The organism is Leisingera sp. ANG-M1, from assembly GCF_000813745.1.
Taxonomy (GTDB): domain Bacteria; phylum Pseudomonadota; class Alphaproteobacteria; order Rhodobacterales; family Rhodobacteraceae; genus Leisingera.
On record NZ_JWLC01000019.1, the window covers coordinates 129,603 to 148,323 of the forward strand.

The following is an 18,721-nucleotide window of genomic DNA, read 5'->3' on the forward strand; positions in this document are numbered from 1 at the left end:
CAAAAGCACCATAATTACAGAGGGATGAACTCCGCTTTGCTTCTTTCTGGGTAAAAAAACTCTGGGGAGTGCGAGGGGCCGGCCCTTCGCTCGCTCCGCTGCCGCAGGCGCCGGTCTGCAGTGATGAAGCGGTCAAAGGACAGCAGTTCTGCCCTATATATTTTAATCTTGAAATATCTTGCCAAGCCTGCGTAGGCTCTACTCAGGGCCGGCGCAAGACCGGCCGGGGAGATGCGGGCTGCCGACGGGCTTGGCTTCTGCTGCCGCCGCGGTATTGTCGCAAGCATTTGATCAAGACTCCCGGCTGCGAGCCGGGGCGCATACTGGGAGGAAATACGTTATGAAAACCATTCGGATGCTCGCCATGGCGGCCGCGATTCCGGTGCTGGCGGCTGCGGCGCAGGCTGAAACCAAAATCGGCATGATCACCACCCTGTCCGGCGGCGGCGCAGGCCTGGGTGTCGATGTGCGCGACGGTTTCATGCTGGCGATCGAACAGGACGGCCGCGACGGCGTCGAAGTGGTGATCGAGGACGATCAGCGCAAACCAGACGCCGCAGTGCAGATCGCCGACCGGATGATCCAGTCCGAGAAGGTCGACATCCTAACAGGCATCATCTGGTCGAACCTGGCGATGGCTGTGGTGCCGGCTGCCACTGCCCAAGGCGTGTTCTACCTGTCGCCCAATGCAGGCCCCTCGGCCCTGGCGGGCAAGCGCTGCCATCCGAACTATTTCAACGTCGCCTGGCAGAACGACAACCTGCACGAGGCCGCAGGCGCCTATGCTAATGAGGCGGGGCTGAAGAACAGCTTTATCCTGGCGCCGAATTATCCGGCGGGCAAGGACGCGCTGACCGGCTACAAGCGGATGTATGGCGGTGAGCTGGCCGGTGAGATCTACACTAAGCTCGGCCAGACCGACTATGCTGCTGAAATCGCCCAGATCCGGGCGTCTGGCGCCGACTCGGTCTATTTCTTCCTGCCCGGTGGCATGGGGATTTCCTTCCTCAAGCAATATGCGGGCAGCGGTGTGGACCTGCCGGTCGTCGGCCCGGCGTTCTCCTTTGACCAGGGCATTCTGCAAGCCGTGGGCGAGGCCGCATTGGGCGTGAAAAACACCTCTCAGTGGAACAAGGATATCGACAACCCGGCCAATACTGCATTTGTTGCGGCCTTCCAGGAGAAATACGGCCGGCTGCCCTCGCTTTACGCCAGCCAGGGCTACGACACCGCGAACCTGATCCTGAGCGCGCTGAACAAGGCCGAAGCCTCTGACCAGGATGCCTTCCGCGCGGCGCTGCAGGCGGCGGAGTTCGACTCGGTCCGCGGCGATTTCAAGTTCGGCCCCAACCACCATCCGGTGCAGGATATCTATGTGCGGGAAGTGATCAAGGAAGGCGATGTCTTCACCAACAAGATTATCGCCACCGGCCTGAGCGACCACGCTGACGCTTATGCCGGCGAGTGCAAGATGTAAGCTTAGCTTTGGACGGAGGCGCTGCTGCGCCTCCGTCGAGGCAAGACGTCTCCTTCGGAAAATCAAATGACTTATATTCTAGTTCTGGAGCAGATCCTGAACGGGCTCCAGCTTGGCGTGATGCTGTTCCTGATGGCGGCTGGGCTGACGCTGGTGTTCGGGGTGATGGGTCTGATCAACCTGGCCCATGGCTCGCTCTACATGGTCGGCGCCTTTGCCGCCGCGGCGGTGGCGGGCTGGACCGGTTCCTTTCTGCTGGCGCTGATCGCAAGCCTGGCTGCCGCGGCCACCGCAGGTGCGCTGGTGGAGCTGGTGGTGATCCGGCGCTTGTATCAGCGCGACCATCTGGATCAGGTTCTTGCGACATTTGCCCTGATCCTGATATTTTCCGAAGGGACCCGCTGGCTGTTCGGCTCCTTCCCGCTGTTCCTGGACGTGCCGTCGTACCTGTCGGGGCCGGTCAGCCTGCCGGGCGGCATTGAATACCCGCTTTACCGGCTGACGATCATCCTGATTGGTTTGGCGATTGCCGCCGGGCTGTTCCTGCTGATCGCCCGCACCCGCATCGGCATTCAGATCCGGGCAGGGGAGGCGGACCGCGAGATGATCGCTGCGCTCGGCGTCGATATCTCCAAGCTTTACACGCTGGTCTTTGCCCTTGGCGCAGCTCTGGCCGGGCTGGCCGGTGCACTGGTTGGTGCGATCCAGTCGGTGCAAGTCGGTATGGGCGAGCCGGTGTTGATCCTTGCCTTTGTGGTGATCGTCATCGGCGGCATCGGTTCGATCAAAGGCGCTTTGGCCGGAGCGCTGCTGGTCGGAATGACCGACACTCTGGGCGGTGTGTTCCTGCCGCAGCTGTTTGCCGTCTTCATGGATCCGGCAAGTGCGGCCTCGGCCGGCGCCTCGCTGGCGTCGATGCTGATCTATATCCTGATGGCGGCGATCCTGCTGGTGCGCCCCTCGGGGCTTTATGGAGGGAGCGCCTGATGCTGACCCGCGAAAGCCTTCTCAATTGGGCGATGATTACGGCCCTTTTGATCGTGCCGCTGGCCGCTTGGAGCCTGGACGAACCGTTCATCATAACGCTCGCCACCAAGGCTGCGATCCTGGCGCTGGCCGGTGTCGGCTTGAACATAGCGCTTGGCCTGGGCGGGATGATCAGCCTCGGCCATGCGGCATTCTTTGGGATTGGCGGCTATGCGATGGGCATCCTTGCCGCCCATGCCCAAAATTATGAACCGCTGTTCGAATGGCCGTTCTTGTTCGAAGGCAGTAACCAGATGCCGCTGATCTGGCTGGTGGCCGTAGTGTTCAGCGCCTTGGCCGCGCTGGTGATCGGGGTACTGTCCTTGCGCACCTCAGGTGTCTATTTCATCATGATCACCTTGGCCTTCGGCCAGATGCTCTATTACTTCGCCATCAGCTGGAGCGCTTATGGCGGCGAGGACGGGCTGTCGATCTGGGTGCGGAACGAGTTTCCGGGCCTCAACACCCTGGATCCGATCCAGTTCTTTGCCATCGCCTATGTGATCCTGTGCCTGGCGCTGGTGTTTGCAGCCCGGCTGGCGCGCTCACCCTTTGGCCTGGCACTGGCCGCCGCGCGCCAGAACGAGGACCGGGTCGAGGCGGTGGGCCTCACTCCCTTTACCCTACGGCTAACCGCCTTTGTGATTTCCGGCGCCATCACCGGATTGGCGGGGGCGCTGTTTGCTGACCTCAACCGCTTTGTCAGCCCTACCATGCTCAGCTGGCATACTAGCGGCGAGATCATGATCTTTGTGATCCTTGGCGGAGTGGGGCGGCTTTATGGACCAGTGGCGGGTGCGGCGCTGTATATCATGCTGGAGCACCTCCTGGGCGGAGTCAGCGACTACTGGCAGATCTTCCTCGGGCTGCTGCTGCTGCTGATCGTTCTGTTTGCCCGCGGCGGGCTGATCGGAGCCCTGGTAGGGCGGGAGAAGGCGCATGGCTGACCTTGTTTTGAGAACGGACAAGCTGAACAAGAGCTTCGGTGCCCTGAAAGCCAGCAGCGACGTTACGCTGGATCTGCGCCACGGGGAAATCCATGCGCTGATCGGTCCCAATGGCGCTGGTAAATCCACTCTGATCAAGCAGATTGCCGGGAACATCCGGCCCGACAGCGGCCAGGTGGAACTGCTGGGCCGTGACGTGACCGGTCAGGACACCGTGGCCCGCGCGAGGATGGGGCTGGGGCGGACCTTTCAGATTTCTGCGCTGGCGATGGAATACACTGTCTTGCAGAACGCGGTTCTGGGCGCGCTTGGCGGGCGCGGCGGGCCGTTCCGGTTTTTTCGCAATGTGATGAAGGACCCTGGCTTGCTGGAACCGGCTCGTGACGCGCTGGAGCGGGTGGGTCTGGCGGATGACGCAAACCGCCGCACCGCTGACCTGTCCCATGGCCAGCGCCGCCAACTGGAAGTGGCCGTGGCGCTGACGCTGCAGCCCAGGCTGTTCCTGATGGATGAGCCTATGGCGGGCCTCGGCGCCGCCGGTTCGAAAGAGCTGACCGGCTTCCTTGACGGTTTGAGGCAGCAGGCGCCGATCCTTCTGGTGGAGCACGACATGGATGCAGTCTTTGCCCTGGCCGACCGGATCAGCGTGCTGGTCTACGGTCAGATCATTGCCACCGGCACGGCGGATGAGATCCGCGCAAATGCCGAGGTGCGCCGGGCCTATCTGGGAGAGGAGGAGGCTGCATGAGCTTGCTGAGTTTGCAGGGCGTCGAAGCCTCTTACGGGCCCGCGCAAGCCTTGTTCGGCGTTGATCTGGAGATCGATGAGGGCCAGGTCGTGGCGCTGATGGGGCGCAATGGCATGGGCAAATCGACGACCATCAAGACCGTCTGCGGAATGCTTGCGGCCTCCGCAGGCCGCTTGCAATTCGATGGCCACGACCTGCGCCGGCTCCCGTCTCACAAGATTGCGCGGCTGGGTATCGGCTTGGTCCCCGAAGGCCGCCGCTGTTTTGCGCCGCTGACTGTTGAGGAGAACCTTATCGCGCCCGCCCGCCCGGGCCCCTGGGATTTCAAACGGGTGGCAGAACTGTTCCCGCGCCTGCAGGAACGGCGGGCGCAGAAGGCTGGTTCTCTTTCCGGCGGTGAGCAGCAGATGCTGACTATAGGCCGCGCCTTGATGACAAACCCGAGGCTCCTGATCCTGGATGAAGCAACCGAGGGGCTTGCGCCGGTCGTGCGGCAGGAAATCTGGTCCGCGGTGGCGCATCTCAAAGCCAATGCAGGGCTGGCCATCCTTGTGGTCGACAAGTCGCTGAAGGAGCTTTCGGCCATTGCAGACCGCGCCGTGATCCTTAGCAAGGGCAGCAACGCCTGGAGCGGGGGCTTGGAAGCGCTGCCCGCAGAGACGGCCGATCGGTTTCTCGGGGTGTAGTAAAGAAGATGGCATGCAGCAGTGCCGCTGGTTGTATCAATCGGAATCGCTGCCAAGTTTTGCTTTCGGAACGGGGCCTGGCAGCCTAAGGCTCCGGCGGGCTGATCAGCCTGGCGGGGCAGCGAACTCCGGCCGTATGCACTGAGCCATAGTCCGCCGTTTCAGCTAACGGGTTTTCTCAGACAGAACACCTTCGATGAAACGTGCCTTCGCAGCGGTGTACCTTGCCCGATTATCAGAAAACTTGGCGGCAAGGCGGGACTTAAGGCGTGAGTATTCCTGGCGGAGGTCTGTGTTCGACCTCAAAACATCCCTGAACTTCAGATAGTTGGCCCATTGCGGGTCGGTTTCAAAGATTACGTGAAGGTGAACTGTCCGAACTTCGGGGGATGCCTCCAGCAAAAACAAGTGCCCCCCGTGCTCAGCATGATTTCCACTGTGGATGTAACCAATTGAGTGCAAGCAATTTTTAAAGCGACGTGAAATCCTGGGATGCCGGAGGGGCAATGCAATGTCTAGAATTGGCTTTGCAGGCAAACCGGGGACCGCCGTGCTGCCAATATGCTCAGCAAGATACCCGCTGGGCCCAAGAGCCTCAGCCAGGCGTTCGCGTTCTGCACGGAAAGCCAAGGCCCATTCATCATGGTGCGCTCTCAATTCGACGCCGCCTTTCTGAAGACCTAGGACCCCGGATTTGGCTAATTGCGGCATGGTCAAAAAATCCTTAGAAATATGCTCTTGTTAGTGCTGCAAAACCTACAAATCCGTCAATCATTGTCAGCCGCAGCCCTCATGCTACCCGACGAACAGGACCGGTAGCGTGCCTCTAGTGTTTACTTCGTAGGCGGTTGGCGATGCTCAGTTGCGTGCAAGTGGCGCCCACGCGGGACACCGATTAGAAAATACGTTGTTTCGAATTGCGGTCGCACTTCAGGGCAGCGTGCTCCCTCGCCGCACGCTAACTGTATGTAATGAGACTTATGTTAAATGTGATGCCTTTCTCGCTACCTAAAGAAACAGTGCTGGGACGTTTCCTTGCTGGGAACACAAAGCAGGCTGGCCCAGCTATACATGCAACTTGATGCCGGAAAGTTGCGGCCTCAAGGGGCGATGCATTGCAATTGGCGAGACACTTTGGACTTTCAGTGGTCAGGCAGCCTGTCTCAGGAATACCGGCGCGGCGGAGGTGAGGGCGCCAGGATATCCTTGCGGCATCGTGCCCGGCTCTTTGCTGCCATGCACCAAGCAGGCGTGGTGGAGGCGCTGAACCAATGGCCCTGACATTCGACCGGTTTGCAACTGGGCCGACCTATGAAGATCTGCCGGAGCAAGCGCTGTGGACCTTCAGGCGTTCCTTCCTGGGTGCCATGGGCGTTACTGCTATCGGTGCCACCACCGAGTTGTCGAAGACCGTCCGCCGGGTTGCTCCACTGCTATCGGCGCCAGCTGCGTAGGTGCTGTCAAGCTGCTGATGGACGGGTGCACTGCCAGCCCTGCCGGCACGGCGATAGCGGGGCGTTCACCATCGACTCGATTGATGCCCATGACGACCCGACACCATGCAAGGGCCATGCGGGTTCTGCCATGCTGCTGGACGGTGCCGGCTGGGGTGTCCCTTCAGGAGCCACCGCTGCTTCCTTGCAACAGACGGCTTTACCGGCGCGCCTGCCCTGACCTGAGAAGGAGACGACGGGGCAGAGTTCTGGGCCGACCTAGGTGCTGACAGTTCCGGTGCTGGGCCGGGACCGGGCAGAGCAGTTGCCGGGCTGGCGGTGCAATTCGACAGCCTCGATGCAACGAAGTTCCGGCGCTTCTGGACTTATGCTGCGAGCCCGTTTGATCCCACCGCAGGCTGAGCCGCTGATGCGGCCGGCCCGTCCAGATCAAAGCGGCCGACAATACCGGAGAGGCTGTGCGCTTCATTCTGCAGCAGCTGGCTGGCGGCGGCTGCCTGCTCGGCCATTGCCGCGTTTTGCTGCGTCATCCGGTCCAGCTGATGCATGGCTTCCTCGATTTTCTCGAGCCCGCTTGATTGCGTGCGAACGCCGCCGGCGATGTCGCTCACCAGCCCGGACACGTCCGAAACCTGTGCAATGATGCTCGACAAGGCGTCTCCCGCCCGTCCGACCATTGAAACGCCGTTGGCCACATGCTCTTCGCTGGCGCTGGTCAGTTCCTTGATCTGCCCGGCCGCGCTGGAGGCGCGCTGCGCCAAGGCCCTGACTTCCGAGGCAACAACGGCAAACCCCGCGCCGGCCGGGCCGGCACGGGCGGCCTCAACCCCGGCATTCAGGGCCAGCAGGTTGGTTTGAAAAGCGATATCGTCGATCAGGCTGATGATCTTGGAAATCTCAGCCGCAGCCTCCTGGATCTGATCCATCGCTTCCACCGCTGAAGCCACCACGCCGGTGCTCTGTTCTGCCTCGCGGCGGGCGCCATGCATGGTCTCGTCCATCCGGCCGGCTCGCTCGGCGGTGGAACGGATACCTGCCGTAAGTTCGCGCAGCGCTCCGGCAGTTCCTTCCAGGGTCGCGGCCTGGGTTTCGGTCCGCCGGGCCATGTCGGTGGCCGCACCGCCCTGCTCTTCTGAAAAACGGCCGACGTTGCTGGCGGTGCCGACAACCTCGCCCATCGAGGTGCGCAACTTGTCCAGGCTGTGGTTGAAGTTCTTGCGGAGCGCTTCGTACTGGCCGTCAAATGGAATCCGGATGTCACATGTCAGATTGCCCCGCTGCAGCTCCGCCAAGGCAGCACTCATGCTGTCCACAACTACGGTTGTGTGGCGGGCGGCTTCTGCTTCCCGGGCTGCGGCAGCGTCGGCGTCTTTCAGCTTGCCGCGGAAGCTGTCGAGGCTGCGGGCGAGGTCTCCCAGTTCGTCGCCGCGGCTGCGGCCCTGGATTTCGGTATCGTATTGGCTTTCGGCCAGCGCATTAGTGGCCTGGCGCAGCGCATGGATCGGGCGGGTGACGCTGCGTGCCGCGGCCCAGGACACTGCAATGGCTAGCAGCAGCGCCACGCCGATCAGCGCGGCGGCGGCGAGCCGGATCCGGTCAGCCACTGCAAAGGCAGTATGTTCATCCGTTTCCAGGACCAGGGACCATTCGAAGCCAGGCAGGTCCAGGGGCATCACCAAGGCAATCGCCTGTGCGCCCAGAGAAGACGCCACCGATGCAAACTGCCCACCCTCGCGGTTCTTTGCGGCCTCGATCTGCGGCGTTTGCGGCATTTGGTGCAGGACCGGGAACAGCCCTTCAACCGAAGACGGGCTGCGGGCCAGGCCGTCGCGGCTGACGGCAAAGATGTTCTGATGGTTGCCCTCTGACAAATTGCTGGTCAATGCGCTGACGATGCCTTTACTGCCCAGCTGCACTGCAATGACCCCAACGGCTTCCTTGCGTTTGGAAAAGACCGGAGCGGCCAGAAAGGCGGCGGCGTCCGTACTGTGGCTGTAGGCTGCAAAATCGGCTGTCGCCACAGTGCCGGCTTCGGCTTGCATGGCTGTCTGAAAGACCTGCGCCAGGCCGCTGCTGCCATCTGATTGAAGGTTGGTCAGAAAATCCCCGTGCTTCTTGACTGAATAGACAATTTGCCCGGAAGCGCTGATCAGATACAGGTCCTGATAGCCATTGAGGCGCAGGCTTTGCAGAAAGGTCGGGTGATAGGTGACATGCGACTGGTTGTAGTAAGATCCGTCGCCTGCATCGGTGAGCTCGTCCCGCTGGTCTTTGGGATGGGGGTTTGCCGTAGCATAGGTTCGCTTCAGGTAAGCGATAGGATCGTCTTCTTCGACCATGCCGATCACCCGTTCGAAATTGCCGAGTGCCCTGAACACAGCGGGCTGCCCGGCCAGGCTGGATACATCCGACCGCGCAGCTTTGATCAGGAACTCCAGCGCCTGGGCCCCGGATTTGGCTTCGATTTCCTGGATCGCAAAGGCATTTTCCCGGATGCTGCGCTCGGCCATTGAATAGACCAGCAGCGACACAGTGACGAGAAACGCGCCTGTGAGCGCCACCATGATCAGCGGCAGTTTCAGTTTAAGCGGCAGTTTCCTGATCCGGGGCATGGGCGAAAGTCTCCTGCAATCGACGGGGGCGGCGCAGAGCCGGGGCATACAGGAGTGTTAATCAGGAAAGTCCTGAAAAAGTGTGTACCGCAATGGTTCCGTAAATGAAGAATTCTGGAAAAGCTGCCTGCCAGATGCCGCATTTACGCAAATCTGCCCAATTCCGGAAGATCTGCTGCGTCAGCCCCTTCTATTAAAGAGCCATGGATGCAATTTTTCTGTTCCTGATCAGAAATTTTGGCGCAAACCGTCAGGTGCAAGAGCGCCCTGATTTGAATTTTCCGCATGACGGCATAGGATCCGGCGCCCCGCTTTGCGCTGCGGTTCCAGTCTTACGGGTAACTAAACTCACACGCAATTTACCTGGAGCCGCAGCGGAATGGTTTTTGCTCTATGCCTTTGCCCTAACCTCCTCCGGCTGCGCTGCTGAGGCGATGAAACGCACGATATGCTCGGCAACCCGGCCGCCGGCTTCCAGCAAGAGCGAATGCTTCAAATCGGGCAGAATGACGAGTTCGGATTCTGGCAGCGCCTGATCGATCTGCCGATTCAGCCGCGGATTGCAGCCGCCGTCGAACTCTCCGGTCAGAACAAGCGATGGCGCCGCAACCTGATGCAGCCATGGCGCCATTTCAGTATCGGCATAGATCCGGAAGACGTTCAGGAACACCTCTGGATCGGTCCCCACAACCTGTTTCAACCGGTTTTCCACGACTTCCGGATGGTCTTCGATAAACCCGTCAGTGAACCAACGCGCGGTCAGTGTCTCCAGCACCTGAGGGATGCCCTTCTGCTCCATCGCCTTCACGACGGCCCAGACTTTGGCCTTGTCGTCCTCGGTGCGGAAAGCAGCAGTGGACAGCAGCCCCAGCGTGCGGACCCGCTCCGGATACTTCAACGCATAGGCCGGGCCGATCATACCGCCAAGAGAGTGGCCGGCGAAATGCGCGCTTTCGAACCCGGTCCGCTGGCGGAGCCGTTCCAGATCGGCCACCAGCTCATCCAGGCCGAACTCCCCATGCGGCATAGGTGAGGCGCCATGCCCGCGCAGGTCATAAGTGACAACTGTAAAGTGCTGTGTCAAAACCGGCAGGGCTTTAGCCCAGGTATTTCGCGCGGCCCCAATCCCGTGGATCAGGAACAGCGGCGGCCCTTCGCCTTGGATCGTGTATTCGCAATCTATGGCTTCTGCCATGGCGGCCTCCCTCACTCCGGATATTTGTCAGAGCACAGCTGCCCGCCGGCTCCCCAATTGCCCTTGTCGACATCAGTGATCACCACATGAACGCTGTCCGGGCTGCCGCCTGCTGCCTGCACAAAGGCATCGGTCAGATCGCGGACGATGGCGCGTTTCTGGTCCTCGCTGCGGCCAGTAAACATTTCGACTCGGATTATCGGCATTGCTGTTCTCCTGTTGCAGGTAACTGAGGCCGGACAGCATGAAAGGCGCCGTCCAGATATGTCAGCGGGCGCAGGCCCGCGTTGTGAATTTCAAAAGTATTGCCAATGATTATCGTGTGGGTTCCATGCGCCAGCGATGTCACCTTCTGGCAGGCAAAGGCCGTCGCGCCATTCAGCACTGCCCCCCAAGGCGTTTCGGTCAGCGCGACCCCGTGGAAGCGGTCGCCGCAAACTTTGCCTGTGCGGCCGGCAAAACACTCAGCGGTTTCGCGCGCATCTTCGGGCAGAACGTTGACGCAGAACACTTTGTTTGCTGCCACTGCCGCGGCAATACGGCTGTCGCTGCGCAGACAGACAAGCACAGACGGTGGATCCGCGGACAGCGAGGCAAAGGCGCTGACGGTCGCGCCTGCCGCCCCGGCGGGCCCGTTGGTCGTCACCACGGTGACGGAACTCGCAACCTGCCGCATTGCAGTGATAAAGGCGCTGCGGTCTGCTGCTGTCATTCTGCCGCCTCTGTTGCCGGACGGGACGTGAAATGGGGCATGACCTCCTCGGCGAAGCATTGGATCGCATCCAAGGTTTCCTGCGCATCGCAGCCGAAATTGGGGTTCAGGATCACCCGGTCGATGCCCAGCTCTGCATAGGGCGCCAGCTTGTCGGTGATTTCCTGAGGGGAGCCGATCAGCAGGCTTTCGGCCAGCTCCTCCGCTGATTGCTGCCTGGGCAGTTCGCGGACCATGCCGTTGTCAACGAGGCCGGGGCCGGTGAAAACATTGTCGAACCGGCTGTAGTAGCGGTGCGCTGCCTCGGCTTTCTTTTGCCGGTCGGCTTGGTCCCGCGTTACAAACCCGACCCGGGAAAGCGACAAGGTCAGCTCACGCCCAGCTTCGTCCATTTCTGCTTTGGCGCGGTTGAAGGCGTCAACCTGGTCCAGCAGCAGCTGGTGGTTTCCCGACAGGGGGGTGGTCTGGATGTGAAAGCCGCGCTTGGTGCAATGATAGATGCCTTCGGGGTTCAAGACGGCCATCATCATCTGCGGCCCGCCTGCGCGCACTGGCCGCGGCATGATGGTGATCGGGTCGAATTTGTAAAATTCTCCGCCCCAGCTCACTTCTTCTTCGGACAACAGCGCCTGCAGCACGGCCAGCGATTCATTGAACCGGGCCTGGGTTTCCTCCATTGGAACGCCAAGCCGTTCCATTTCGTACCTGAAGGCGCCGCGGCCCACACCCAGCATCAGCCGTCCATCGGTGAAAATGTCGGTTGCGACCACTTCACCGGCATAGGTGCGCATGTCGTGCAGCGGCAGCACCACAATCGAGGTCATGATTTTGATCCGGGTGGTCATGGCGGCAATCTTGACCGCAAACTGCAACGGAGCCGGCATCATCAGGCAGTTGATCAAGTGGTGCTCTGTTACCGAAACTGCGTCGAAGCCCAGCCGGTCGGCCAGAACAGCCTGCGCCAGCATGTCCGCATAGACGCGGTCTCCGCCATAGGATTTGTCCGGATAGTCCGCGGACAGCTGAATAGAAAATTCCATGTGTCGCCTCCCTGTCTTGCAGGAAGCAGGTTGGCAGAAGTACTTAAAACAATAAAACGAATTTAATCTATCAATAGATGCAGGAAATTTGCATTATGCTGAGATGAACATTGCCGCTATCCAAACCTTTCTTTGTGTTGTCCGGACCCGGAATCTTAACCGCGCGGCAGAGGAGATGTATGTTACGCAATCTGCCGTGACTGCCCGGCTGGATGCCTTAGAGCAGGCATTGGGTGCCAAGCTGCTGGTCCGCTCCCGCAAAGGCGCAACTCTGACCAAGGAGGGATTTGCCTTTTTAGAGCAGGCAGAGGTGATCACCCGCAGCTGGGATAATGCCCGTACCCGGATCAGCTTGCCGAGCGGGGTTACCCGGCTGTTCAGTTTTGTTTGCGATCCTGGCCTATGGAGCGGGTTGGGCGAGAAATGGATAGGGCAAATCCGCAACGGCCACCCGGAGACCGCATTCGAAATCTGGTCTGGAAGCGTGGCTGATGCGCAATCCTGGCTGCAAAGCGGAATGAGCGATGCAGCTATGCTGACGGAACCGCTGACCCGGACCGGATTTGAGAGCCACGAACTGGCGGCGGATGAACTGATCCAGGTCGCCACTGAGCCGCGGCAGGCTGTGCAATGGGATCCCGGATACATCTATGTCGATTACGGCCCTGCAATCCGTGCCCAGCACGCCGAGACCTGGCCAAGTGTCGAGATGGCTTCGATTGCCTTCAGCAGCCCGGACTGGGCCCTGCCCCACCTTCTGACCCATGGCGGCTCTGCCTATCTGCCCCGGCGAATGTCAGCTGCTTTGATCCAGGACGGAAAACTGTTCGAAGTTGAGGGATCCGCCGTCTTCACCCGGCGGGTCTTCCTGTCCTGGAGCAAGGGCCGCACAGATCTTTTCCCCTGGCTGGCGTCAACTGGACCGGAGATTTGACGGCGTTTGCATGGCGGGGACCGTCTTAAGGCGCCGCCGCAAACATGTACCAGCCGGATCCAATCAGAATTTCAAGAATATTCGAGTAAAGGAAAACGCAACCGGATTGGCCGCCCAGGCAGGGCTATCGCCACGCTCTTTTGACGAAATGCATTGTCAAACCAGCGGGAACGGACGAAAAAATACCTATGGATGACAAAGACTACGAAATTCTCCGGCTGATCCAATCCAATGCGCAGCTCACCGCCGAAGCAATCAGCCATGAGATCGGACTGTCGGCGCCCGCGGTTCAGAAACGGCTGAAGAAGCTGCGGGATACCGGCGTGATCGAAAAGGAAATCGCGCTCCTATCGCCCTCGAAACTTGGCCGCGAGATGACGGTGATCGTGCAGGTGGTGCTGGAACGCGAAAGCCGAATGCATTTGGATGCCTTCAAGCGCAAGATGCGTCAGGCGCGGGAGGTGCAGCAGTGCTACTATACCACCGGCGAGGCGGATTTTATCCTGGTGGTGATCGTCAAGGACATCAAGGAGTATGAGGCGTTCACGCAGGAGTATTTCTTTGATGAATCCAATGTGAGCCGCTTCACGTCATCAGTTGTGATGGACCGGGTGAAAGTGTCGCTGGATATTTTCTGAGGGCTAAGCCCCAGGCAAGCATGCGCAGAGTCTTTCAACGGCTGCTGGGATATCGTCTTCGTGGGTGCAGCCGTAGCCCAGAAGCAGCCCGTTCAGGTCTTGCCGCTGCATGCAGTAATAGGACAGTGCATAAGCTGACAGCCCATGGGTATCCAAGGTGTCCAGAACATCAACGTCGCGGATGCCCGGCGGCAAATCGGCAATGACCCGAAGCCCGCTGGTTGTCTGGCGAAGTTCCACCAGCGGGCTGGAAAGGCGTCCGAAACTGCTGAGCATTGCCTTGCGCCGGCGGGTGTAGGCGCTGTGCATGCGGCGGATGTGAGTGCTGAGATGGCCCTGCTCGATGAACTCGGCCAGCACCGCCTGCAGCCAGGTGTTGGGGCCGCGGTCGGTGATCGCGCTGAGCGCCATCAGCGGTTTAACCAGCGACGGCGGCGCAATGATGAAACCCAGCCGCAGCGAGGGGAACAGGGCGTTGTTGAAGCTGGACACATAGATAGTGCGCTCTTGGCGGTCGTCGCAATAGATCGCCGGATCCGGCCGGCCGCCGAACACGAACTCGTTGTCCAGGTCGTCCTCGATCAGCCAGGCATCGGTGCGGGCTGCCCAGTCCATCCATTCCAGCCGCTGTGCGATCGGCATCACCGCGCTCAGCGGGTATTGGCAGGACGGGGTCAGATAAGCGAGCCTTGCGCCGGCGGTGTCCGGCCCGTGCGGCGGCACCGCTGCGCCGGTCTCCTTGACATGAACCGGCACCACCGTGCCGCCCTGGGCCTGAAAGCTGAGCCGGACCACCGGGCTGGAAGGATCCTCCATCAGCACTTTGTCTCCGGGGTCCAGCAGCAGCGCCGCGATCAGGTTGAGCGACTGCTGGCTGCCATTAGTGACGATCACCTGGTCCTGGATGCATTTCAGTCCGCGCCGGTTCAGCACGTAATCAGCGATCGCCGCCCGCAACGGGGGATAGCCGCCGGGCTGTCCGTAGGCCATCATTGCACTGTCCAGCCGGTTGCGGATGCGGTTCTCAATCCGGCCCCAGATCTTGTGAGGGAACAGGTCGATGGCCGGGATATTGGCAATGAAGGGGCGCACCCGCAGCGGGTCGAAATAGGAAGGGTCCAGCCCTTCCGCCGCTGCCTTGCCGCGCCGTGACAGTTTCGGAGGGCTGGCGGGTTCTGCCGCCTGGCCACTGCTAGGGTGCAGCCCTTGAAACTCCGGATTTACAAAGGTTCCCGCCCCGGTCCGGCTATGCAGATATCCTTCGCTGGTCAGCTGTTCGAACGCAGCGACCAAAGTGCTGCGGGCAATACCGTGGTGCTCTTTCATCCAGCGGGTTGATGGCAGCTTTTGCCCTGGTTTGATTGCGCCGGTCTGGATCATCCGGCGCAGCTGCTGGATCAGCTGCAGGTACAGTGGTGTTCCGCCTTCGCGGTCCAGCTGCAGAAACGGCAGCGGTGCGGTATGCTTGGTTTGCTCCGGCACGGCTCGGCTCCAAAATGGTTTGCAACATTTAACCGAATTGGCCGTTGTGAGCAAAACCATTTTCTGTCAACACATCCCCGTCAGCCCGAGCATGGGCACATGAACAGCAAAGAAGGCTGCCCTTTGCCTGCCAGACGGGCCTTGTGCAGCCGGCAGGGGAAGAACATGTCTGACATCATCAACCATTATGTCCAACAGGCGGCCAAAGGTTTCATGAACCGCCGCGAATTCATAGGCCGCCTTGGCGCGCTGGGGGTTGCCGCAGCTTCTGCCAACAGTCTGCTGGCCTCGGCCGCGTGCGCCGAAGGCCCTAAGAAGGGCGGCCTGCTCCGCGCCGGCCTGCAAGGCGGCGCCAGCACCGACAGCCTGGACCCGGCGCTGGCGGCCAGCTCGGTCCCCAACAACGTGCTGACCGCCTATGGCGACCTGCTGGTCGAAGTCGACACCCACGGGCAAATCGTGCCGCGTCTGGCAGAGTCGGTTGAAGCCAGCGCCGACGCCAAGACCTGGACCTTCAAGATCCGCAAAGGCGTGGAGTTCCACAACGGCAAGACCATGACGCCGGAGGACGTGCTGAAAACCATGCAGCGCCACTCCAACGAGGACAGCCAGTCCGGCGCACTTGGCATTATGCGCGGCATCGAGTCGATGAAAGTGGACGGCGATTACTTCAGCGTCACCCTGGACACGCCGAACGCCGACCTGCCCTACCTGATGGCCGACTACCACCTGGTGGTGCAGCCCGATGGCGGTATGGACGCCCCGGCGTCCGGCATCGGCTGCGGCCCCTACACGCTTGAAGTCAACGAGCCCGGCGCCCGCCACGCCTTTAAGAAATTCGCCAACTACTGGGACGAGGGCCGCGGCCATGCGGACGAGATCGAAATCCTGGTGCTGAACGACGACACCGCCCGCACCGCTGCGCTGCAAAGCGGCCAGGTGCATTTCATCAACCGGGTGGCGCCGAAGATCGCCAAGCTGCTGGGCCGCGCACCGGGCCTGCGGATCGAGAGCATTGCCGGCCGCGGCCATTATTGCTTCCTGATGCATTGCGACACCGCACCCTTTGCGAGCAATGATCTGCGGATGGCGCTGAAACTGGCGATCGACCGGCAGGAAATGGTCGACAAGGTGTTGCGCGGCTTTGGCAGCGTTGGCAACGACTCCCCGATCAACGCCGCCTATCCGCTGTTCTCGGATGACATCGAACAGCGCGCCTACGACCCGGATCAAGCCCGCCATTACTATCAGAAGTCAGGCCACGACGGCCCGGTTGTGATGAAAGTCTCCGACACGGCCTTCCCGGGCGCGGTGGATGCAGCCCAGTTGTTCCAGCAAAGCGCCTCCACGGCGGGCATTCCGCTGCAGATCGAGCGGGTCCCCAGCGACGGCTACTGGTCCGAGGTCTGGAACAAAGAACCCTTCTGCGCTTCCTATTGGGGCGGCCGTCCGGTGCAGGACCAGATGTTCTCGACCGCCTATAAATCGGATGCTGACTGGAACGACACCCGGTTTAAGCGCGATGACTTCGATACGCTGCTGCTGCAGGCCAAGGGCGAACTGGATACCGTCAAGCGCACCGCGCTGTACCGCGAAATGAGCGTTATGGTCGGCAACGAAGGCGGCGCGATCATTCCGATGTTCAACGACTTCATCGATGCGGTCAGCGAACAGGTCGGAGGCTGGGAGAATGATTCCGGCGGCGGCATGATGTACGACGGTGCGCTGGTGAAAACCTGGCTGCTGTAACCTGATATCCCGAAGACTGCGGCGGGCGGCCCTGGCTGTCCGCCGTTTTTTATGAGGGCGCGCCCATGAAGCTGGTCACTTACAACATCCGTTACGCTCTTGGACCGGACGGGGTCTATGACTATGGCCCGATTGCAGACGCAGTGCGCGGTGCCGATGTCATTGCGCTGCAGGAGGTGGAGCGCAATTGGCGCCGCAGCGGCATGGCCGATCAGCCTGCGCTGCTGGCAGAGCTGCTGCCGGATTATCACTGGGCCTTTTTCCCGGCTTTCGATATGGATGCCAGCAGCATGGGCGCCGATGGCCGGGTGTTGAACCGCCGCCGCCAGTTCGGCCCGATGCTGCTGTCAAAGCACCGGATCCTCGAAGTACGCCGCCACCCGCTGCCCAAGATCGCCACCGCGCGGAGTTTCGGCATGGAAACCGGCGCGCTGGAATGTGTTCTGGATGCGCCAGAGGGTCCTTTGCGGGTTTATTCCCTGCATTTGACCTCGGCCTCCCGGCGGGAGAAGCTGCTGCAAGTCCAGCATCTGATTGCTTTGCATCAAAACGCTCATGCCCGCGGTGGCTCCTGGACAGGCAAGGCGCCCGAACATGATCCGGGCGAGCTCGCCAATTTCCACGCGATGGATTGGGCGCAAGGCGAAGAACAGCCCGCCCTGCCCCGCCACACAATCCTGATGGGCGATTTCAACATGGTCCCCGGCAGCCCGGAATACATTGCACTGACTGGCGAGCCTGACCTGGCTACCGGTCACAACCTTCATTGGGACAGCTTTGCCGACAGTTGGACACATGCAAGGGACAGTGCCGGCGATGAAGGCCACACTTGGCTGCCCGACCCGCCGGATCGCGCCCCTGCCGAGCCTTTGCGGCTGGACTACTGCCTCCTCAGCCCGGGGCTGGCGGATTGCGTTGCGCGCGCCTGGGTGGACCGGCAGGCCGACGGCTCCGACCACTTGCCCTATTGGGTCGAGCTCAGCGGCGCATAGGCGGCTCAGGCGGGAAATTCTGCCAGCTCTGCCAAGGCTTTGACCTCCTCAAGACTCAATTGAACCCCATTTGCCTCGGCCTGCCGCCTTTGCTGATGCCGCCGTTCGCCTGGTACCCGCACACCCTCGCCCCGGGTCATTGCAGCCAGCATCTCCTCCAGCGCCGCCGGGAAGTTTCTCCGCCCCAGCCCGTCCGGCCGAATTGCAATGATGGTCTGCCCCAGCCGCGGCGGCCCGCCTCGGTCATCACCCAGCGAGGACGCCTGAAACGACCACTGCGCACCGCTGAGGCCGGCTGCCAGTACCTCTACCATCAGCGCCAGTGCGGCCCCTTTATGGCCGCCTGCAGGGGCAATCGAGCCTTCCATTGCGGCCTGCGGATCGGATGTTGACCTGCCCTCGGCATCCAGTGCCCAATGCGGAGGGATGTTTTCACCTGCGGCGGCAGCATTGGCCAGATTGACAAAGGCCGTGGCGGAGGAAGAACTGTCGATCACCAGAGGATCCCCGTGGCGGGGCGCGCCAAAAGCCCAGGGGTTGGTGCCAAAGAAAGGCGTCTTGCCGCCCCAGGGTGCCATGGTCGCAGAGGCATTGGCCGTCATCAGGCTGATCAGCCCGCGCCGCGCCAAGCGGTCGGTGAAATACCCCAGCACCCCGCAAGCATAAGCGTTGCTGATCCCAAGCACCGCAATGCCCTGTGTCTGCGCAGCCGCGACCAGCTGATCTGCAGCAGCCTCAAAGGCTGGGTGGGCAAACCCGTCGGCTGCATTCACGGCAATGGTGCCTGGCAGCGGCCGGCGCACAGAAGGTTCTGCATCGCCGCGGATCTTCCCCACTCGCAGGTGGTTGCAGTAATAGGGCAAATACCCAAGCCCAATTCCGCGGGTGCCTTCGGCCTCGGCTGCGCGAATTGACTTGGCGACCGGCGCGGCCTGCCAGTTGCTGGCTCCGGCGCTGCGCAGCGCGGCCAGGGAAAAGTCCTCAACCTGTTCAAGAGAAATCGTTTTTGTCATCCGTGTTCCTTGCAGG

Annotated in this window: 18 protein-coding genes; 10 read left to right on the forward strand and 8 right to left on the reverse strand. The window is 61.2% G+C overall.

What is annotated here, in order from left to right; genetic code table 11:
* Positions 1–340: 340 nt before the first annotated feature.
* The 5 genes from RA19_RS16600 (at position 341) to RA19_RS16620 (ending at position 4,884) form a co-directional block, all read left to right on the forward strand.
* A complete protein-coding gene (locus RA19_RS16600; RefSeq protein ID WP_039164599.1) occupies positions 341–1,477 on the forward strand; it encodes an ABC transporter substrate-binding protein in 1,137 nt (378 codons plus the stop codon).
* 66 nt (positions 1,478–1,543) lie between these two features.
* Entirely contained in the window at positions 1,544–2,464 is a 921-nt protein-coding gene (locus tag RA19_RS16605; RefSeq protein ID WP_039164600.1) for a branched-chain amino acid ABC transporter permease, read from the forward strand.
* A 2-nt stretch (positions 2,465–2,466) separates the two neighbouring features.
* Entirely contained in the window at positions 2,467–3,450 is a 984-nt protein-coding gene (locus tag RA19_RS16610; protein WP_193748286.1) for a branched-chain amino acid ABC transporter permease, read from the forward strand.
* Positions 3,443–4,198, forward strand: a complete 756-nt coding sequence (locus RA19_RS16615; protein ID WP_039164604.1) for an ABC transporter ATP-binding protein — start codon at positions 3,443–3,445, stop codon at positions 4,196–4,198. The genes RA19_RS16610 and RA19_RS16615 overlap by 8 nt, the downstream gene beginning before the upstream one ends.
* Positions 4,195–4,884, forward strand: coding sequence for an ABC transporter ATP-binding protein (locus RA19_RS16620; RefSeq protein WP_039164608.1), 690 nt, complete (start codon positions 4,195–4,197; stop codon positions 4,882–4,884). Before RA19_RS16615 ends, RA19_RS16620 begins: the two co-directional genes overlap by 4 nt.
* A 165-nt stretch (positions 4,885–5,049) precedes the next feature.
* Here RA19_RS16620 and RA19_RS26220 read toward each other — a convergent pair whose 3' ends face one another.
* On the reverse strand, positions 5,050–5,595 hold the full coding sequence (locus RA19_RS26220; protein ID WP_082020563.1) for a GrpB family protein: 546 nt from the start codon (positions 5,593–5,595) through the stop codon (positions 5,050–5,052).
* Between the two features lie 560 nt (positions 5,596–6,155).
* Between RA19_RS26220 and RA19_RS16630 the strand changes: the two genes are divergently transcribed.
* Entirely contained in the window at positions 6,156–6,338 is a 183-nt protein-coding gene (locus RA19_RS16630) for a hypothetical protein (RefSeq protein ID WP_039164610.1), read from the forward strand.
* Between the two features lie 365 nt (positions 6,339–6,703).
* Here RA19_RS16630 and RA19_RS16635 read toward each other — a convergent pair whose 3' ends face one another.
* The 5 genes from RA19_RS16635 to RA19_RS16655 form a co-directional block, all read right to left on the reverse strand.
* Positions 6,704–8,950, reverse strand: a complete 2,247-nt coding sequence (locus RA19_RS16635; protein ID WP_039164612.1) for a methyl-accepting chemotaxis protein — start codon at positions 8,948–8,950, stop codon at positions 6,704–6,706.
* Between the two features lie 391 nt (positions 8,951–9,341).
* A complete protein-coding gene (locus RA19_RS16640; protein WP_052261845.1) occupies positions 9,342–10,145 on the reverse strand; it encodes an alpha/beta fold hydrolase in 804 nt (267 codons plus the stop codon).
* An 11-nt stretch (positions 10,146–10,156) separates the two neighbouring features.
* Positions 10,157–10,351 (reverse strand): 2-hydroxymuconate tautomerase, encoded by a 195-nt coding sequence (locus tag RA19_RS16645; RefSeq protein WP_039164614.1) that lies wholly within the window; start codon positions 10,349–10,351, stop codon positions 10,157–10,159.
* Positions 10,342–10,857: a flavin reductase family protein gene (locus RA19_RS16650; RefSeq protein ID WP_039164616.1), complete on the reverse strand. Its 516-nt coding sequence runs from the start codon at positions 10,855–10,857 to the stop codon at positions 10,342–10,344. Before RA19_RS16650 ends, RA19_RS16645 begins: the two co-directional genes overlap by 10 nt.
* Positions 10,854–11,897: an LLM class flavin-dependent oxidoreductase gene (locus RA19_RS16655; protein WP_039164618.1), complete on the reverse strand. Its 1,044-nt coding sequence runs from the start codon at positions 11,895–11,897 to the stop codon at positions 10,854–10,856. The genes RA19_RS16650 and RA19_RS16655 overlap by 4 nt, the downstream gene beginning before the upstream one ends.
* A gap of 103 nt (positions 11,898–12,000) precedes the next feature.
* On the opposite strand from RA19_RS16655, the gene RA19_RS16660 reads away from it, so the two are divergent.
* Both RA19_RS16660 and RA19_RS16665 read left to right on the forward strand, forming a co-directional pair.
* Positions 12,001–12,831: a LysR family transcriptional regulator gene (locus tag RA19_RS16660; RefSeq protein ID WP_052261846.1), complete on the forward strand. Its 831-nt coding sequence runs from the start codon at positions 12,001–12,003 to the stop codon at positions 12,829–12,831.
* Between the two features lie 188 nt (positions 12,832–13,019).
* On the forward strand, positions 13,020–13,469 hold the full coding sequence (locus RA19_RS16665) for an Lrp/AsnC family transcriptional regulator (RefSeq protein WP_039164619.1): 450 nt from the start codon (positions 13,020–13,022) through the stop codon (positions 13,467–13,469).
* A 3-nt stretch (positions 13,470–13,472) separates the two neighbouring features.
* On the opposite strand, the gene pdxR is transcribed toward RA19_RS16665, so the two are convergent.
* Positions 13,473–14,951 carry a MocR-like pyridoxine biosynthesis transcription factor PdxR gene (gene pdxR, locus RA19_RS16670; RefSeq protein ID WP_052261847.1) on the reverse strand — a complete coding sequence of 493 codons (1,479 nt, stop codon included), beginning with the start codon at positions 14,949–14,951 and terminating at the stop codon, positions 13,473–13,475.
* A 165-nt stretch (positions 14,952–15,116) separates the two neighbouring features.
* Between pdxR and RA19_RS16675 the strand changes: the two genes are divergently transcribed.
* Positions 15,117–16,700 carry an ABC transporter substrate-binding protein gene (locus RA19_RS16675; RefSeq protein WP_039164620.1) on the forward strand — a complete coding sequence of 528 codons (1,584 nt, stop codon included), beginning with the start codon at positions 15,117–15,119 and terminating at the stop codon, positions 16,698–16,700.
* A 65-nt stretch (positions 16,701–16,765) separates the two neighbouring features.
* On the forward strand, positions 16,766–17,692 hold the full coding sequence (locus RA19_RS16680; RefSeq protein WP_039164622.1) for an endonuclease/exonuclease/phosphatase family protein: 927 nt from the start codon (positions 16,766–16,768) through the stop codon (positions 17,690–17,692).
* Positions 17,693–17,697: 5 nt separating this feature from the next.
* On the opposite strand, the gene RA19_RS16685 is transcribed toward RA19_RS16680, so the two are convergent.
* Positions 17,698–18,705: an Ldh family oxidoreductase gene (locus RA19_RS16685; protein ID WP_039164624.1), complete on the reverse strand. Its 1,008-nt coding sequence runs from the start codon at positions 18,703–18,705 to the stop codon at positions 17,698–17,700.
* Positions 18,706–18,721: the final 16 nt, after the last annotated feature.

Coding starts and splice junctions, on each gene's coding strand:
- RA19_RS16645 (WP_039164614.1), bottom strand. CDS start 10,351: ATGCCGATAATCCGAGTCGAAATGTTTACTGGCCGCAGCGAGGACCAG.
- RA19_RS16685 (WP_039164624.1), bottom strand. CDS start 18,705: ATGACAAAAACGATTTCTCTTGAACAGGTTGAGGACTTTTCCCTGGCC.
- RA19_RS16640 (WP_052261845.1), bottom strand. CDS start 10,145: ATGGCAGAAGCCATAGATTGCGAATACACGATCCAAGGCGAAGGGCCG.
- RA19_RS16680 (WP_039164622.1), top strand. CDS start 16,766: ATGAAGCTGGTCACTTACAACATCCGTTACGCTCTTGGACCGGACGGG.
- RA19_RS26220 (WP_082020563.1), bottom strand. CDS start 5,595: ATGCCGCAATTAGCCAAATCCGGGGTCCTAGGTCTTCAGAAAGGCGGC.
- RA19_RS16650 (WP_039164616.1), bottom strand. CDS start 10,857: ATGACAGCAGCAGACCGCAGCGCCTTTATCACTGCAATGCGGCAGGTT.
- RA19_RS16660 (WP_052261846.1), top strand. CDS start 12,001: ATGAACATTGCCGCTATCCAAACCTTTCTTTGTGTTGTCCGGACCCGG.
- RA19_RS16620 (WP_039164608.1), top strand. CDS start 4,195: ATGAGCTTGCTGAGTTTGCAGGGCGTCGAAGCCTCTTACGGGCCCGCG.
- RA19_RS16605 (WP_039164600.1), top strand. CDS start 1,544: ATGACTTATATTCTAGTTCTGGAGCAGATCCTGAACGGGCTCCAGCTT.
- RA19_RS16675 (WP_039164620.1), top strand. CDS start 15,117: ATGTCTGACATCATCAACCATTATGTCCAACAGGCGGCCAAAGGTTTC.
- RA19_RS16630 (WP_039164610.1), top strand. CDS start 6,156: ATGGCCCTGACATTCGACCGGTTTGCAACTGGGCCGACCTATGAAGAT.
- RA19_RS16615 (WP_039164604.1), top strand. CDS start 3,443: ATGGCTGACCTTGTTTTGAGAACGGACAAGCTGAACAAGAGCTTCGGT.
- RA19_RS16655 (WP_039164618.1), bottom strand. CDS start 11,897: ATGGAATTTTCTATTCAGCTGTCCGCGGACTATCCGGACAAATCCTAT.
- RA19_RS16600 (WP_039164599.1), top strand. CDS start 341: ATGAAAACCATTCGGATGCTCGCCATGGCGGCCGCGATTCCGGTGCTG.
- RA19_RS16665 (WP_039164619.1), top strand. CDS start 13,020: ATGGATGACAAAGACTACGAAATTCTCCGGCTGATCCAATCCAATGCG.
- RA19_RS16635 (WP_039164612.1), bottom strand. CDS start 8,950: ATGCCCCGGATCAGGAAACTGCCGCTTAAACTGAAACTGCCGCTGATC.